Annotated in this window: 8 protein-coding genes; 3 read left to right on the top strand and 5 right to left on the bottom strand. The window is 65.4% G+C overall.

Annotation, left to right across the window (positions count from 1 at the left end; translation table 11 throughout):
- Positions 1–188 precede the first annotated feature (188 nt).
- Positions 189–4976 carry an NAD-glutamate dehydrogenase gene (locus AC3A4H_RS21275; protein ID WP_487768493.1) on the top strand — a complete coding sequence of 1596 codons (4788 nt, stop codon included), beginning with the start codon at positions 189–191 and terminating at the stop codon, positions 4974–4976.
- Positions 4977–5079: 103 nt separating this feature from the next.
- Positions 5080–6459 carry an MFS transporter gene (locus tag AC3A4H_RS21270; protein WP_487768492.1) on the top strand — a complete coding sequence of 460 codons (1380 nt, stop codon included), beginning with the start codon at positions 5080–5082 and terminating at the stop codon, positions 6457–6459.
- A gap of 190 nt (positions 6460–6649) precedes the next feature.
- Here AC3A4H_RS21270 and purH read toward each other — a convergent pair whose 3' ends face one another.
- From purH to htpX, 4 genes are all read right to left on the bottom strand, one after another.
- Entirely contained in the window at positions 6650–8266 is a 1617-nt protein-coding gene (gene purH / locus AC3A4H_RS21265; RefSeq protein WP_487768491.1) for a bifunctional phosphoribosylaminoimidazolecarboxamide formyltransferase/IMP cyclohydrolase, read from the bottom strand.
- A gap of 111 nt (positions 8267–8377) precedes the next feature.
- The gene (locus AC3A4H_RS21260; RefSeq protein ID WP_487768490.1) at positions 8378–10099 is read right to left on the bottom strand and encodes a heparinase II/III family protein; all 1722 of its coding nucleotides are present in this window, start codon (positions 10097–10099) and stop codon (positions 8378–8380) included.
- Positions 10100–10243: 144 nt separating this feature from the next.
- Complete coding sequence (locus AC3A4H_RS21255; RefSeq protein ID WP_487768489.1) at positions 10244–11644, bottom strand: RsmB/NOP family class I SAM-dependent RNA methyltransferase; 1401 nt, start codon at positions 11642–11644, stop codon at positions 10244–10246.
- Positions 11635–12651, bottom strand: coding sequence for a zinc metalloprotease HtpX (gene htpX, locus AC3A4H_RS21250; protein ID WP_487768488.1), 1017 nt, complete (start codon positions 12649–12651; stop codon positions 11635–11637). Before htpX ends, AC3A4H_RS21255 begins: the two co-directional genes overlap by 10 nt.
- A 107-nt stretch (positions 12652–12758) precedes the next feature.
- Here htpX and AC3A4H_RS21245 point away from each other — a divergent pair, with 107 nt between their 5' ends.
- Positions 12759–12986, top strand: coding sequence for a DUF1674 domain-containing protein (locus AC3A4H_RS21245; protein WP_487768487.1), 228 nt, complete (start codon positions 12759–12761; stop codon positions 12984–12986).
- Between the two features lie 274 nt (positions 12987–13260).
- Here the strand turns inward: AC3A4H_RS21245 and acs are convergent, their stop codons facing one another.
- On the bottom strand, positions 13261–15216 hold the full coding sequence (gene acs, locus AC3A4H_RS21240) for an acetate--CoA ligase (protein ID WP_348780874.1): 1956 nt from the start codon (positions 15214–15216) through the stop codon (positions 13261–13263).
- Positions 15217–15430 lie beyond the last annotated feature (214 nt).

Below are 15430 nucleotides of genomic sequence, written 5' to 3'. Positions count from 1 at the left end.
CAAATCCAACCCCCGCAACCAGATCCAGAAAGCCCCGGCCCCAAGCCGGGGCTTTTTGCGTTCAGAAGGCCGCCGCCCCGCGCCCTCCCGAAGATGCGCTTTTTGATCTCATTTCGTGGCGTCGCATGCACTTCTTCTGCTAACCTCGACCGCGACAGCGTGAGGAATGATGGGGGAGTTTCATCATCATGACAGGCAGCGCCAATCCGAAGTCGACCGCCCCAAAGACCTCTCCATCGAAAAGTTCGCCGGGAACGGGCAGGCTTGCCGACTATCTGTTGCTTCGCGCGCCGGTCGAGGACGTCGCCGCCTATGATGCATCCGTACTTGCGCGGGCGGCGGGACTGGCCGAACGCGCCGTCACCGGGCACCACAAGGGCGACACGGTGATCGCCATCGATCGCGATCCTGTTGTTCAGCTCGACGGTCGCCCCCTGACAGTGATCACGGTCGTCAACGACAACATGCCCTTCCTGTTCGATTCGATCCTCGGCGAGATCAACGACAGCGTCGGCGAGCCGACGCTCGTCACTCACCCGATCGTGCTGGTGCGGCACGGCACGGACGGTGTCGAGGAGGTGCTGGGCGAAAGCAGCCTGCATAATGAGGATGACCGTGGCGCCGACCGGCTGAGCGTCGTGCATGTCCATGTGAAGGCGCTGGGCGAGGAGCAGGCGGCGGCGCTGGCGGAGCGGCTGCGCAACGTGCTGGCGCAGGTGCGCAAGGCGGTTACCGACTGGAAGCCGATGCTGGCGCTGCTAGATCATACGATCTCGCAGTTCCGCCGCGGCGAGACGCCGCTGGAGAAGGACGCGGTGGCGGAGGCCATCGCCTTCCTCGAATGGCTGCGCGATGACAATTTCACCTTCCTCGGAATGCGTGAGTTCCGCTACACGGGTGGCGAGAGGACCGGCACTCTGGATCGGGCCGGCAAGCCCGGGCTCGGCATCCTCGCCAGTCCCGAGGTGCTGGTGCTGCGGCGCGACGCCGGCGGCGACAGCATCACCACGCCGGAAATCCGGGCTTTCCTGCACGGACCGGACCCGCTGATCGTCACCAAGGCCAACGGAAAGTCGGTGGTGCACCGGCGCGCCTATCTCGACTACATCGGGGTGAAGACCTATGACGAGAAGGGCAGGCTGGCCGGCGAGCTTCGCATCGTCGGCCTGTTCACCTCGACCGCCTATACGCGCTCGGTGATGAATATCCCCTATCTGCGCTCAAAGGCGCGGACTGTTCTCGACGCTTCCGGCTTCGACCCCGCCGACCATTCCGGCAAGGCGCTGATGAACGTGCTGGAGAGCTATCCGCGCGACGAGCTGTTCCAGACCTCGATCCCGACCCTGAGCAGGAACGCCGAGGCAATCCTGGGCCTGACCGAGCGGCCGCGCGTGCGCGCCCTGGTGCGCGCAGATCAGTTCGACCGCTTCGTTTCGGTGCTCGTTTTCGTGCCGCGCGACCGCTACGATTCGGACGTTCGCGAAAAAATTGGCACATATCTGAAGACCGTGTTCGAAGGTCGGGTCTCAGCCTTTTACCCGGCGTTCCCGGACGGCCGGCTGACACGCATTCACTTCATCATCGGCCGTTCAGGCGGCAAGACGCCCGAGGTCGAGCAGGCCAGGATCGAAGCGGCGATCCGCTGCATCGTGCGCACCTGGCAGGATGCGCTGGTCGAGGCCGAGGCGGCGTCCGGCACCGATACGGGGCTGGCGAGGATCGCGGGCCAGTTCCCCGAAAGCTACCGCAACAGCTTCACGCCCGGACAAGCCCTGGCAGATGCGCGCCAGATCGTCTCTATCGACGCCGGCACGCCGATCGCCGTCGACTTCTACCGCGACCATGGCCAGACGCCGGAGCAGGCGTCGCTGAAGATCTATCATCATGGCACGCCGGTGGCGCTGTCGCGGCGCGTACCGATCCTGGAAAATGCCGGCTTCCGCGTGATCAGCGAGCGCACCTTCGAAGTGGGGAACGACGCAAGCGGCCCTGTTTTCATCCACGACATGGAACTGGAGAATGCTTTCAAGGGACCGGTCGACCTGTCCGATGATGGAGCGCTGTTCGAGCAAGTATTCCTGTCGGTGTGGCGCGGCGATGCCGACAATGACGGCTATAATGCGCTGGCGCAAACGGCCGCGCTGCCACCGCCGGCAATAGGCATCCTGCGTGCCTATGGGCGCTACCTGCAGCAGGCGGGCATTTCGCAGAGCCAGGATTTCATCGCCGCGGCGCTGAACCGTTACCCGCAGATCGCACGCGCCCTGTTCGAGCTTTTCGTTGCGCGCTTCGACCCGACAGCGAAAGACGGGGACGTGACGGCGATGCACCTCAAGTCCTCGATCAAGGATGCGCTGGAGCAGGTGCCGAACATCGACGACGACACCATCATCCGGCGCTACCTCAACCTCATCGAAGCATCTGTTCGCACCAACTATTTCGTGGGTGATACGAAGCAGAAGGGCCAGTCGCTGGCGATCAAGCTGGACTCGCGCGCGATAGACGGCCTGCCCGAGCCAAGGCCCTGGCGCGAGATCTTCGTCTATGGACCGGAGGTCGAGGGCGTGCATCTGCGCTTCGGTCCTGTTGCGCGCGGCGGCTTGCGCTGGTCCGACCGGGCGCAGGACTACCGCACCGAGGTACTGGGGCTGGTCAAGGCGCAGCAGGTGAAGAACGCGGTCATCGTGCCGGTGGGCGCCAAGGGCGGCTTCTATCCCAAGCGTCTGCCCGTGGGCGGCAGCCGCGACGCGGTGTTCGAGGCTGGCAAGGCCGCTTACGTAAACTTCATCTCCAGCATGCTTTCGGTGACCGATAACATCGAAGGCGATCAGGTCGTGCCGCCCGAGGGCGTAACGCGCCGCGACGGCGACGACCCTTATTTCGTCGTCGCCGCCGACAAGGGCACAGCCACCTTCTCCGACACGGCCAACGCCATCAGCGAGGCGCATGGCTTCTGGCTGGACGATGCCTTCGCTTCTGGCGGATCGGCCGGCTACGACCACAAGAAGATGGGCATCACCGCGCGCGGCGCCTGGGAAGCGGTGAAGCGGCACTTCCGCGAGATGAACCGCGATATCCAGACCTCGCCATTCACGGTGGTGGGCGTGGGCGACATGTCGGGCGACGTGTTCGGCAACGGCATGCTGCTATCGCAGCAGACGCGTCTCATCGCTGCCTTCGACCATCGCGACATCTTCATCGATCCTGATCCGGACCCGGCCGCCGCCTTTGCGGAGCGCAAGCGGCTGTTCGCGCTGCCGCGCTCGAGCTGGCAGGACTATGACAAGACCAGACTGTCGGTGGGTGGCATCGTGGTTTCGCGCAGCCAGAAGTCGGTGACCTTGCCGGCGCCTGCGGCCAAGGCCATCGGTCTTGCCAGGACGACTGCCTCGCCCACCGAGATCATCAACGCGATCCTCAAGGCGGAGGTCGACCTGCTTTGGTTCGGCGGCATCGGCACCTATGTGCGCGCCACCGGCGAGAGCAACCTGGAGGTGGGCGACCGCGCCAATGATGCCATCCGCGTCACGGCCGCAGACTTGCGCGCCAAGGTGATCGGCGAGGGCGCCAATCTCGGCGTCACCCAGCGCGCGCGCATCGAGTTCGGCCTGCGCGGCGGCCGCTGCAACTCCGACGCCATCGACAATTCGGCCGGCGTGAATTCGTCGGACGTCGAGGTCAACATCAAGATCGCGCTGGCCTCGGCCATGCGGAAAGGCGCGCTGACCCGGCCCGCCCGCAACAAGCTGCTCGCCGAGATGACCGACGAGGTCGCCGAACTGGTGCTCGCCAACAACTACCAGCAGACGCTGGCGCTATCGCTGCAACGCCAGCGCGGTCTGGCGGATATCGCCCATCAGGGCCGCTTCATGAACGCGCTGGAGGCGCGCGGCCTGCTCGACCGCGCGGTCGAGTTCCTGCCTTCGGCGGCAGCACTTGCCGAACGCGAAGCGCGCGGCGAGCCGCTCACCCGGGCCGAGCTCGGCGTGCTGCTCGCCTATGCCAAGATCGTGCTGTTTTCCGACATCGTCAGCAGCGACCTTCTGGACGATCCGCATTTCGAGCGCGACCTGATGGGGTACTTCCCCGAACGGATGGCGAAGAAATATGCCGGCGAGATCAAGGGCCACCGGCTGCGCCGCGAGATCATCGCGCGCGTGCTGGCCAATGACGTGGTCAATCGCGGCGGTCCTTCCTTCGTCAACCGGCTGCAGGAAACCACCGGCTGCAGTGCGGCCGACGTGGTGCGCGCCTTCGTGGTGGTGCGGGAAGGTTTTGACCTGCCTGCCCTCTATGGCGAGATCGACGCGCTCGACAATTGCATCGACGGGCAGGTCCAGCTCAACCTCTACCAGTCCGTTGGCCGGCTGATCTTCGTTACCACCAGCTGGTATCTGCGCAATGCGGCGGGCGAAGGTCCAATCGACCGGGAGATCGCAGCGCTTGCCGAGGCGCGCCAGGCGTTGGAGCCGAGACTGGCCGAGCTGCTGCCAGCTTTCAGCAAGGCACGCCTGGCCGCTCGCCGCGACGATCTGGTGGCCGCCGGGGCTCCGCAAGGGCTGGCCGAGCGGCTGGCGCTTGGCGACATTGCCGAGCTGATCCCGGACATATCGCTGGTGGCGCAGGCCGCCAGGTCCGACCTCGCGACGGCGGCAAGAGCCTTCTTCGCGGTCAGCGATGCCTTCCGCATCGCGCGCATGGAAGATGCCGCGCGGGCGATCACGCCTTCGGACTACTATGACGAGTTGGCGCTGTCGCGCGCCATCGACACAATCGATGCCGCCCGGCGCGGCATGGCGGTCGCGGCGCTGGCCGGCTTCGGCACGGCGCCCGATCCGGTGGCGGCGTGGCTGGAGGCCGGCGGCGGCCGCGTCCTGCGGGTCCGCGAGCGCCTGCAGGGGCTGACCGAGGGCGGCGACATCAGCGTCTCCCGTCTGACCGTGGCTTCCGGGCTGATGAGTGATCTGACCGGTTGACGGCCGCCCGCTGGCCGTCGACAACAGGCACACGAAGCGGTTCGGAGCAGAACCGCCCGCGCGCATCCATGCAGGATGCGCCGCGTCCTGCATGGGAGGGGACATGGCCGAGGTCAGCATGGAGAGCAGCAGGGCGTCGCGCGCCGGCATCTGGGGCTGGATGTTCTTCGACTGGGCGGCGCAGCCGTTCTTCACGGTGGTCACCACCTTCATCTTTGGTCCCTATGTGGTGTCGCGCATGGCAGCCGATCCGGCCATGGGCCAGGCGGCCTGGGGCTATGGCATCGCGGCGGCCGGCTTCGCCATAGCAATTCTTTCGCCGGTGCTCGGCTCGATTGCCGACCACACCGGCCAGCGCAAGCCCTGGATTGCCTTCTTCGCGGTGATCAAGATCTTCAGCCTGTGCATGCTCTGGTATGCGGCGCCCGGCTCGCCGCTGCTGCCGGTGATCCTGTTCTTCTCGCTCGCCTCGGTGGCGGCGGAGTTCTCCATCGTCTTCAACGATTCCATGATGCCGCGGCTGGTGCCCAAGGCCGAGATCGGCAGTGTGTCCAACATCGCCTGGGGGCTAGGTTATGTCGGCGGCATGATAGCGCTGGTCTTCGTGATCCTGCTGCTGGCCGGCTCGCCGGAAACAGGCCTCACGCTGATCGGCGCCGAGCCGCTGTTCGGCCTCGATCCGAAGCTCGGCGAGGATGCGCGCGCCACCGGCCCGCTTTCGGCGCTGTGGTATCTCGTCTTCATCCTGCCGATGTTCCTCCTCACGCCGGATAGCGCCAAGGGCAAGGCGCTGCGGCCGGCGGTGCGCGCCGGCCTCGCCGAGCTCAAATCGACGCTCGGCGAAGTGCGTCGGCGCAGCGGCATCCTCCGCTTCCTCGTCGCCCGCATGATCTACCAGGATGGCGTCAACGCACTGCTCGCGCTGGGCGGCGTGTTCGCGGCCGCCATGTTCGGCTGGTCCATCACCGAGATCGGCCTGTTCGGCATCATCCTCAACGTGGTGGCGATCTTCGGCTGCCTGGCAGCCAGCCGACTCGATACGGCGCTCGGCTCGAAGAAGGTGGTGATGATCGCGCTGACCATGCTGATCGTGGCGACGCTTGGCATCCTTTCCACTGGGCCGGGTTACACGCTGTTCGGCGCGCTGCAGCTCGACGGAGCGGACACCGGCGGTTTCTTCGCGACGCCCGCGGAAAAGGCCTACATTCTCTATGGGCTGCTGATCGGCCTTGCCTTCGGCCCGGTGCAGGCTTCCTCGCGTTCCTATCTGGCGCGCAGCGTCACGCCCGCCGAGGCGGGGCGCTATTTCGGCATCTACGCGCTTGCCGGCCGCGCCACGAGTTTCCTGGCGCCGTTCCTCTATGCCACGATTACGGCAGTGACCGGCACGCCGAGGCTCGGCATGACGGTCATCGTCGTGTTCCTGGTGGTGGGCATGGCGGTGCTGTGGCCGACGCCCTATCCGGCGGACAGGGCGAAGTGAGTGCTTTTTGGGTGGGGGAATCTTGAATACCCCCACCCCTGACCCCTCCCCACAAGGGGGAGGGGGACTGTGACGCCCGATCTCTCAGCGCCACCATCCGCCCTTCTTGATAGCTACGGCGACGAAATCGTCCCCTCCCCCTTGTGGGGAGGGGTAAGGGGTGGGGGTACTTACTTGCTCGGGAGCGGCCTCAGTGCCGGAAATGCCGCACGCCCGTAAACACCATGGCGATGCCATGCTCGTCGGCGGCGGCGATCACCTCGTCGTCGCGCATCGAGCCGCCCGGCTGGATGACCGCCGTGGCGCCCGCCTCGATGGCTGACAGCAGGCCATCGGCGAAGGGGAAGAAGGCGTCCGAGGCGACCACGGAGCCCTTGGTCAGCGGCTCGGCGATGCCGGCGGCTTCCGCCGCGTCCAGCGCCTTGCGCGCGGCAATGCGCGAGGAGTCGACGCGGCTCATCTGGCCAGCGCCGATGCCGACGGTGGCGCCGTCCTTCACATAGACGATGGCGTTGGATTTCACGTGCTTGGCGACGCGGAAGGCGAAGCGCAAATCGGCCATCTCGCGCTCGGTCGGCGCGCGTTTGGTCACCACCTTCAGCTCGAAATCGTCGACCACCGCATTGTCGCGCGATTGCACCAGCAAGCCGCCGGCCACCGACTTCACCCCCATGCCGGGCGCGCGCGGGTCGGGCAGGCCGCCGGTCACCAGCAGCCGCAGGTTTTTCTTGGCGGCGATGATGGCTTGCGCCTCCTCGCTGGCCTCGGGGGCGATGATCACTTCGGTGAAGGTCTTCACGATCTCCTCGGCGGCTTCCGCGTCGAGCAGGCGGTTCACCGCGACGATGCCGCCGAAGGCCGAGACCGGGTCGCAGGCCAGCGCCTTGAGATAAGCGTCCTTCAGGCTAGCACCCTCGCCGACGCCGCAGGGATTGGCGTGCTTGATGATGGCGACTGCCGCCGAACGGGCCGGGTCGAACTCGCCGACCAGCTCGAAGGCGGCGTCAGTGTCGTTGATGTTGTTGTAGGAGAGCTGCTTGCCCTGCAGCTGCCTTGCGGTGGCCACGCCGGGGCGCTTTTCGCCGGTGACATAGAAGCCCGCCTGCTGGTGCGGGTTCTCGCCATAGCGCATGACGTTTTCGAGCTTGCCGCCGAAGACGCGCCAGATGGGATGCTCGATGGCGAGTGCGTCGGCGAACCAGCCCGAGATCGCCGAATCATAGGCCGCGGTGCGGGCAAAGGCCTTGGCTGCCAGCTTCTGGCGGAATTCGTAGGAGAGACTGCCGGTATTCAGCTCGAGCGCATTCAGGACCGGAGCGTAGTCTTCCGGATCGGTGACGATGGCGACATAGGCATGGTTCTTGGCCGAAGCGCGCACCATGGCTGGCCCGCCGATGTCTATGTTCTCCACGATCGACGCATAGTCGCCGCCGGACTGGCGCACTTCCTCGAAGGGGTAGAGGTTCACCACCACCAGGTCGATGGGCTGGATGTTGTGGGCGTGCATGGCTTCGGCATGCTCGGGGTCGTCGCGCACGCCGAGCAGCGCGCCATGGACCGAAGGGTGCAGCGTCTTCACGCGACCGTCCATGATCTCGGGAAAACCGGTGAGCTCGGAAACGTCGCGCACGGCGATACCGGCGGCGGCGATGGCCTTGGCGGTGCCGCCGGTCGACACCAGCTCGACGCCGGCCTTGGCAAGAGCGGCAGCGAAGTCGATCAGACCGGTCTTGTCGGAGACGGACAGCAGCGCGCGGCGAACGGGAACCAGGTCTGGAGCGGGGATTTTCTTGGAGGCGACGGCCATGGGAGCGGGCCTTTCGGGCTGGTTTTGCTGGATGCGGGCGGCCTAGCACAGCCACCCCCGAATTCAAACGCCGCAAAGGTAAAATCGCTGCGAGTCGAGCCGCCGGATGCTCTAGCCGTGCTGGGCGGCAGCGCCATGGGCCTGCGCAAGCTGCCAGTGGACCTCGGGCCGCTGCGAGGCCTTGAACGACAGCACGATCTGGCGGCTGCGCCGCGGACCGCCCACGCCGGCGAAGAAGATCGATTCCTCCACCTGCGGCACGACCTCGTGGCAGGTGAAAATCCAAGGCGCGGCGTTGGCCGCGGAGAGCACAAGCTGCCCATTGTCGCCGCGCAGCAGTTCGACGTCCGGATGAAGGTGAAAGCGGATGGTGACGTGGTCGCGGCCATCATTGAGCGGGCGCGCGCCGTCCTCGCGCAGGAAACGATCCGCGCCGGAGACAAGCGCGCCTTCTGCAGACAACTGCATTTCGCGCTCGTGAAATATGCCGAAGCGAATCAGATAGCCGTCGTGGCGGGCCACGAAACCCTGGGTTCCATAAGCGTCTGTGCGCTCGCAGGAAACCTGTCGCGGGCCGCCGATCAGCAGCGCGCCGAGCAGGTCGTGGACGCGCGGCGAATGGTTGAAGCGCGCCGACGAGCTGTCGTTCAGGGCGGCAGTCGAATGGGCGGCGGTTGCGCGCGAAAGCGGGCGAAGTTCTTCCGCGCCATAGGCGTCGATCCCCGCATTGACGACATAGTGCTGGCGGCCGGCCGACATCTCGAAGGACAGGAAGCCGGCATGGGCCTTGTTCGAAACCTCGCTCGGTGGCGGCAGGCCCGTATCGGCGATCACCGTCGTGCGGCCCATCGAAAGCCGCTCGTAGCCGGAGTGCGGTGCGTGCAGCAGCGGCGCGCCGGCCGTTTCGTCGTGGCGCATGATAGCGGCGATGCGGTCGTGAATTGTCACGCCCATGCCGTTGAAGCGCGCGAGGCTGCCGTCCTGGTGGCGGAAGAAGCGCAGCGCCGGCAGCATGCGTTCAACCGCCCCGATCAGCGCTTCCGGCGGCGCTTCGGCCTGGTTGGCATAGGTCTGGCGCAGCGGCAGAAGGTCGGCCAGCAACTCGAGCACTGCCATCGGGTTGCGCGAGATATGGCCGCCGTCCGGCAGGATTTGCCGCTCAAGCTCCTCGGAAAGATTGCGCGTGGCGCTGCGCAGCGCCGACGCCGGCGCAGGCAGCGACAGTGCGGAAAAGGCGAGCGCTATCCGGGCCCGCAGCCTTTCCTCGCCGTCTGGCATCTCGCGCGCCATGGAGCGGAGATAGCGAATTTGCAGCGCCAGCGACTTCAGATAGCTGCGGTAAAAAGGGAACTCCGCCCCCTGCAGCACGACCGAGGAATGCTGCAGCCAGGCAATGATGCGCCTGGCGGTGATGGCCGGGTCCCATGCGGTGCCGGCAATATGGCCGCCATGCGTGGAGATCCAGTCGCCCACCAGTGCCCGCGCATTGGCTGCGGCCAGCTCAGTGCCTGCGGCGCGCATGTGGCGCAGCCAGCGGAAGCCGTGCAGCGATCTGTTCCAGCCGCGATGGGGCACTTCAACGTGGAAGGGCGATTGGCCGCCCGTCTCGACCATATGGCCGGCGAAGGGGAAACGGCCGTAGTAGATTTCCAGTGCAATCTGCTGGTCGGCAAGGCGCAGGTCTGGCGGCGCGATCAGCACGCGCTCAGGCGTGCGCCCGGAAAAGCGCCAGCGATAGATCGGGCCCACGCGCAGGCGGAGGCGGGTCTTGCGCCAAAGCTCCTTGGCCAAGAGCGTCCCAAGCTCTGCCGTGTTGCCTGCCGCAATCGACAAAAACCGTCCCTCCAAGGAATGCAATCGAAAAGAGAAAATTTTATCTGATTCAACGCCTGATGCGAAGGCGAATTTAACCACAATCTACAGCTGTGGATAAGTGCTCGCCTTGCATCGCAACCATAACGTGTAGACGTGCCCGTCTCACGTCAGCCGGCGCAGGCGTGCCGCGAAGAAACCATCGAGCCCGGAAAGTTCAAGCTTTCCCGTGTCCAGGTCGGCCGGCGTGGTGCGAAGCGCGCCTTGTGGGGTCAGGAAAGCGTCAATTCCCGGGACCTCGCCGAGCTGGACAGGGTCGTTGGCAATCGACGTCGATCCTGAGAGCAATGCTGTGAGCATCGCCTCACCTTCCAGCGGATCGAGCGAGCAGTTGGAAAAAACGATGCGGCCGCCGGGCTTCACCATCAAGACGGCACGCGCCAGAAGACGGCTTTGCAGGTCGGCAAGCTTGGCGATGTCCTCGGGCGTCTTGGCCCAGGGCACGTCGGGGTGGCGGCGCACCGTGCCGGTGGACGAGCAGGGAGCATCCAGAAGAACCGCATCGAAAAGCTCTTCGGGCTCGAATTTCAGAATGTCCGCATGCACGGTCCTGGCTGTGTAGCCGAGCCGCGCGAGGTTCTGCTCCAGCCGCGCCAGCCGGTTTTTCGAACTGTCGATGGCCGTGACGCGGGCGCCTGCAGCGAGAAGCTGGGCCGTCTTGCCGCCAGGTGCGGCGCAGAGATCAGCAATGTGCTGGCCAGCGACGTTGCCGAACAGGCGGGCCGGCAGGGCGGCAGCGGCATCCTGCACCCACCATTCGCCTTCGGCAAAGCCGGGCAGGTCCGGCACGTCCGCCGCAAGCCGCCCGACGCGGACGGAGCCGGTGGGCAGCACGATGCCGCCGAGTTTTTCGGCCCATCCCTCGGGATCGGATTTCACCGTGAAGTCGACCGGCGCCTCGATGCGGTGCATGTCGAGGATGTGCGTGGCGGTTTCAGCGCCGTAAGCCGCCACAAGGCGGTCGCGAAACCAGTCCGGCGCGTCCTGCGTGGCGGCCAGCGTGGCCGGAAGCTCGGCCTCCTTGCCGCGCGCGATTGAACGCAGCACCCCGTTGACCAGGCCCGAGAAGCGCGCGGTGCGCGGATCGCTCTTGGCGTGGGTGACGGCAAGGTCGACCGCGGCGCTGTCGGGAATGTCGAGGAACAGGATCTGCGCGGCCGCCACATGCAATATATGGGACAATGCGGTGGCATTGGCCGGCAGGGGCCGCTCCAGCCTCGCGGCGATCAGGTTGGCGATTGTGCGCCGATAGCGCAGCGCGGTGACCAGTATGGCGCGAACCAGCGCGCGGTCGCGCATGTCGAGTGCGCGAAACTGCGGATGGCCATGATCGTGGTCGGTGAGCCCGTCGAGCGAGGTATGGGCGTCGATGACTGCCGCCAGCAGCTTGGCCGCGGCCTTGCGCGCGGCAAGGCCGGGCGCGCCATTGCCGCCCTCGCGATCGGGGGCTGCCGGTCTTGACGATTTGGGTTTCGCGCGCCGCCGCTCGTCCACCTTCACGACCACGGACCCTTCGGCCCGGTCGGATTGCGTCCCCAAGGCCCGGAATCGGGCTCCGAAGGCTTAGGCGAGCCCCACGGTCCGCCTTCGCCGCGCGGAGCGGTGTCGCGCGCCGCGCTCGGACGAATGTTCACGTCGCGGCTGCTCATGCCGCCGCCGCCCATGCCTTCACGGGCCATTTCCTGCAGCGCAGCTATGCGATTTTCGGTGTCGGGGTGGGTTGAAAACAGATTGTCCATGCGCTCGCCGGAAAGCGGATTGATGATGAATAGAGGCGCCATGGCGGGATTGCGCTCTGCTTCGGGGTTGTGGATGCGTTCGACGCTGCGGGCGATCTTGTCAAGGGCTGAAGCCAGCCACAGCGGTTGGCCACAGATTTCCGCGCCGCGCCGGTCTGCCGAATATTCGCGGGTGCGGCTGATCGCCATCTGCACCAGCATGGCGGCAAAGGGCGCGACGATGACCGCCACCAGCATGCCCACCATGCCTAGCGGATTGTTGTTTTCGCGGTTGCTGCCGCCGCCGAGGAAGAAGGCGAAGTTGGCCAGCATGGAGATGGCGCCGGCCAGCGTGGCGGTGATCGTCATGGTCAGCGTGTCGCGGTTCTGCACATGGGCAAGCTCGTGCGCCATCACGCCGGCCACTTCCTCGTGCGAGAGCCGTTCCAAAAGGCCGGTGGTGGCTGCGACCGCCGCGTTCTGCGGGTTGCGCCCGGTGGCGAAGGCATTTGGCTGCGGATTGTCGATGAGATAGACCTTGGGCATGGGCAGGCCCGCCCTTTTCGCCAGCTCGCGCACGATGGCGTAGTATTCCGGGGCGCTGCGCTCGTCGACCTCGACGGCATGGTTCATGCTCAGAACCATCTTGTCGGCGTTCCAGTAGCTGAACAGGTTGGTTGCCGCAGCGATCAGGAAGGCGATCATCATGCCGTTGGCGCCGCCGATCAGATAGCCAACGGCCATGAACAGCGCGGTCATGAAGGCCAACAGCATTGCGGTGCGAATGAGATTCATTCGTGGTCTCCAGTTGGGGCCGCCGGAACGAGTCGATCCCCGGTCCATCTTTGGCTATATGATGGGTAGCAACTCGTCAGGTTTCAATCACATCGCCAGGAGTTTCCATGGCTGAGCAACTCGCAAAAGGCGCCGAAATGGAGGCCGCCGAAGCCACGCCCGAACCGAAGAAACTGACGCCGGCCGCCGAGCGGGCGTTGCAGGAAGCCGAGGCGCGCCGAATGGCCTATCTCGAGCAGGAGGCGGCAGTCCCGCGCGAGCTGGGCGGGCGGGGCGGCAAGGAACCGGTGCGCTATGGCGACTGGGAAATAAAAGGCATCGCCAGCGACTTCTGATATCTGGCCGCTGTCGACAGGAGACAAAAAAGGCCGCCGCTTCCTGTGAAGCGGCGGCCCGTTCTTTCGTCCGGCGTGCGGTCGTCAGCAAGGGCTCTCAAGAGCTCGCCTGCCGCACGTCATGCACTTCAACGGAGAGGCTGCTCCCCGCGAAGGCAATCCGCCGAGACCTCACGCAGGAAAACGAAATCACTCGACATCGGATCACCTCCTTTCGATTGGTTGAACATGTCGCCCAATGTGGGGGCCGGTGATCCGCTGTGCAAGTGGCGAGTTATGCCTTCTTGTTCTGCCGGTGCTGGATCAGGTCGTCGACAACGGCCGGGTCGGCCAGCGTCGAGGTATCGCCCAGGGCTGCGAAATCGTCCTCGGCGATCTTGCGCAGGATGCGGCGCATGATCTTGCCCGAGCGCGTCTTGGGCAGGCCCGGCGCGAACTGGATCTTGTCGGGCGAAGCGATCGGGCCGATCTCCTTGCGCACATGTGCGACGAGTTCCTTGCGCAGGTCCTCGCTCGCCTCCACCCCGTCCATCAGCGTGACATAGCTGTAGATGCCCTGGCCCTTGATGTCGTGCGGGTAGCCGACGACGGCCGCTTCCGACACCTTGTCGTGGCTGACCAGCGCCGATTCCACTTCGGCCGTGCCCATGCGGTGGCCCGATACGTTGATGACGTCGTCGACCCGGCCGGTGATCCAATAGTAGCCGTCGGCGTCGCGGCGGCAGCCGTCGCCGGTGAAATACTTGTCCTTGTAGGTGGCGAAATAGGTCTGGATGAAGCGCTCGTGGTCGCCATACACGGTGCGCATCTGCCCCGGCCAGGAGCGGGCGATGCACAGGTTGCCGTCGGCCACGCCCTCCAGCACATTGCCCTCATTGTCGACCAGTTCCGGCACGATGCCGAAGAAGGGCCGGGTGGCAGAGCCGGGCTTGAGGTCGGTGGCGCCGGGCAGCGGCGTGATCAGGATGCCGCCGGTCTCGGTCTGCCACCAGGTGTCGACGATCGGCACCTTCTTCTCGCCGACCACATTGAAATACCATTGCCAGGCTTCCGGGTTGATCGGCTCGCCAACCGAGCCCAGCACACGCAGGCTCTTGCGCGAGCTCTTCTGCACCCAATCGTCGCCGGCGCCCATCAGCGCGCGGATTGCGGTGGGGGCGGTGTAGAAGATGTTGACCTTGTGCTTGTCGACCACCTCCCAGAACCGGCCCGGCGTCGGGTAGTTGGGCACGCCCTCGAACATCAGCGTCGTGGCGCCGTTGGCGAGCGGGCCGTAGAGGATGTAGCTGTGGCCCGTCACCCAGCCGACATCGGCGGTGCACCAGTAGATGTCCCCGTCATGGTAGTCGAACACATATTGGTGGGTCATCGCGGCATAGACGAGATAGCCGCCGGTGGTGTGCAGCACGCCCTTGGGCTTGCCGGTCGAGCCGGAGGTGTAGAGGATGAACAGCGGGTCTTCCGCCTTCATGTTCTCGGGCTTGCAGTCCGGCTTCGCCGCCGCGGTCTCGTCGTGGTACCAGAGGTCGCGATTGGAGAACCAGGCGATCTTGCCGGCGGTGCGGCGCACCACCAGCACATTCTTGACCACCACGCCCTGGCGCCCGGCGATGTCGATGGCCTTGTCGGTGTTGTCCTTCAGGGGAACGGTCTTGCCGCCGCGCAGGCCCTCGTCGGCGGTGATGACGAAGGTGGATTCGCAGTCGACGATGCGGCCGGCCAGCGCGTCGGGCGAAAAGCCGCCGAACACCACCGAATGGATGGCGCCGATGCGGGCGCAGGCCAGCATCGCATAGGCGGCTTCCGGAATCATCGGCATGTAGATGGTGACGCGGTCGCCCTTCTTCACGCCGTGCTTTTTCAGCACATTGGCCAGCCGGCAAACGTGGTCGTAAAGCTCGTTATAGGTGATCTTCTTGTCGTCGTAGGGGTTGTCGCCCTCCCAGATGATGGCGGTCTGGTTGCCGCGCTTCTTCAGGTGGCGGTCGATGCAGTTGTAGGAGACGTTGGTGACGCCGTCCTCGTACCACTTGATCGAGACCTTGCCGGAGAACGAGGCGTTCATCACCTTGGTGTAGGGCTTGAACCAGTCAATCCGCTTGCCGTGCTTGCCCCAGAACTTGTCTGGGTTCTTCACGCTCTCGGCATACCATTTGAGGTAGGTTTCGTCGTCGAGCAGCGCGTTCTTCTTCCACCCGGGCTGAACGCGGTAGACATTGGTATCGGACATTTTCACTCCCCACGATTCTCGCGCACCGACCGCGCGGTGGCGCGCTCCATGTTCGGGCTCAATTAATATCATTCCGCCAATAGTAACAATATTAGACCCGGAGAATGCCCGGCGTCGAGGAAAACGCAAGCTCCGGCACTCGTCCGCCCCGCACTGGCACTCTTCTTCACGAGTGCTGCCAAGTTATTGATTTAATGCCCGAAACTCTTTGGCG

Source organism: Pseudaminobacter sp. Soil_N_29, assembly GCF_057656055.1.
The sequence above is the reverse complement of the archived record's forward strand: the minus strand, read 5'-3'. Positions and strand labels throughout refer to the sequence as shown.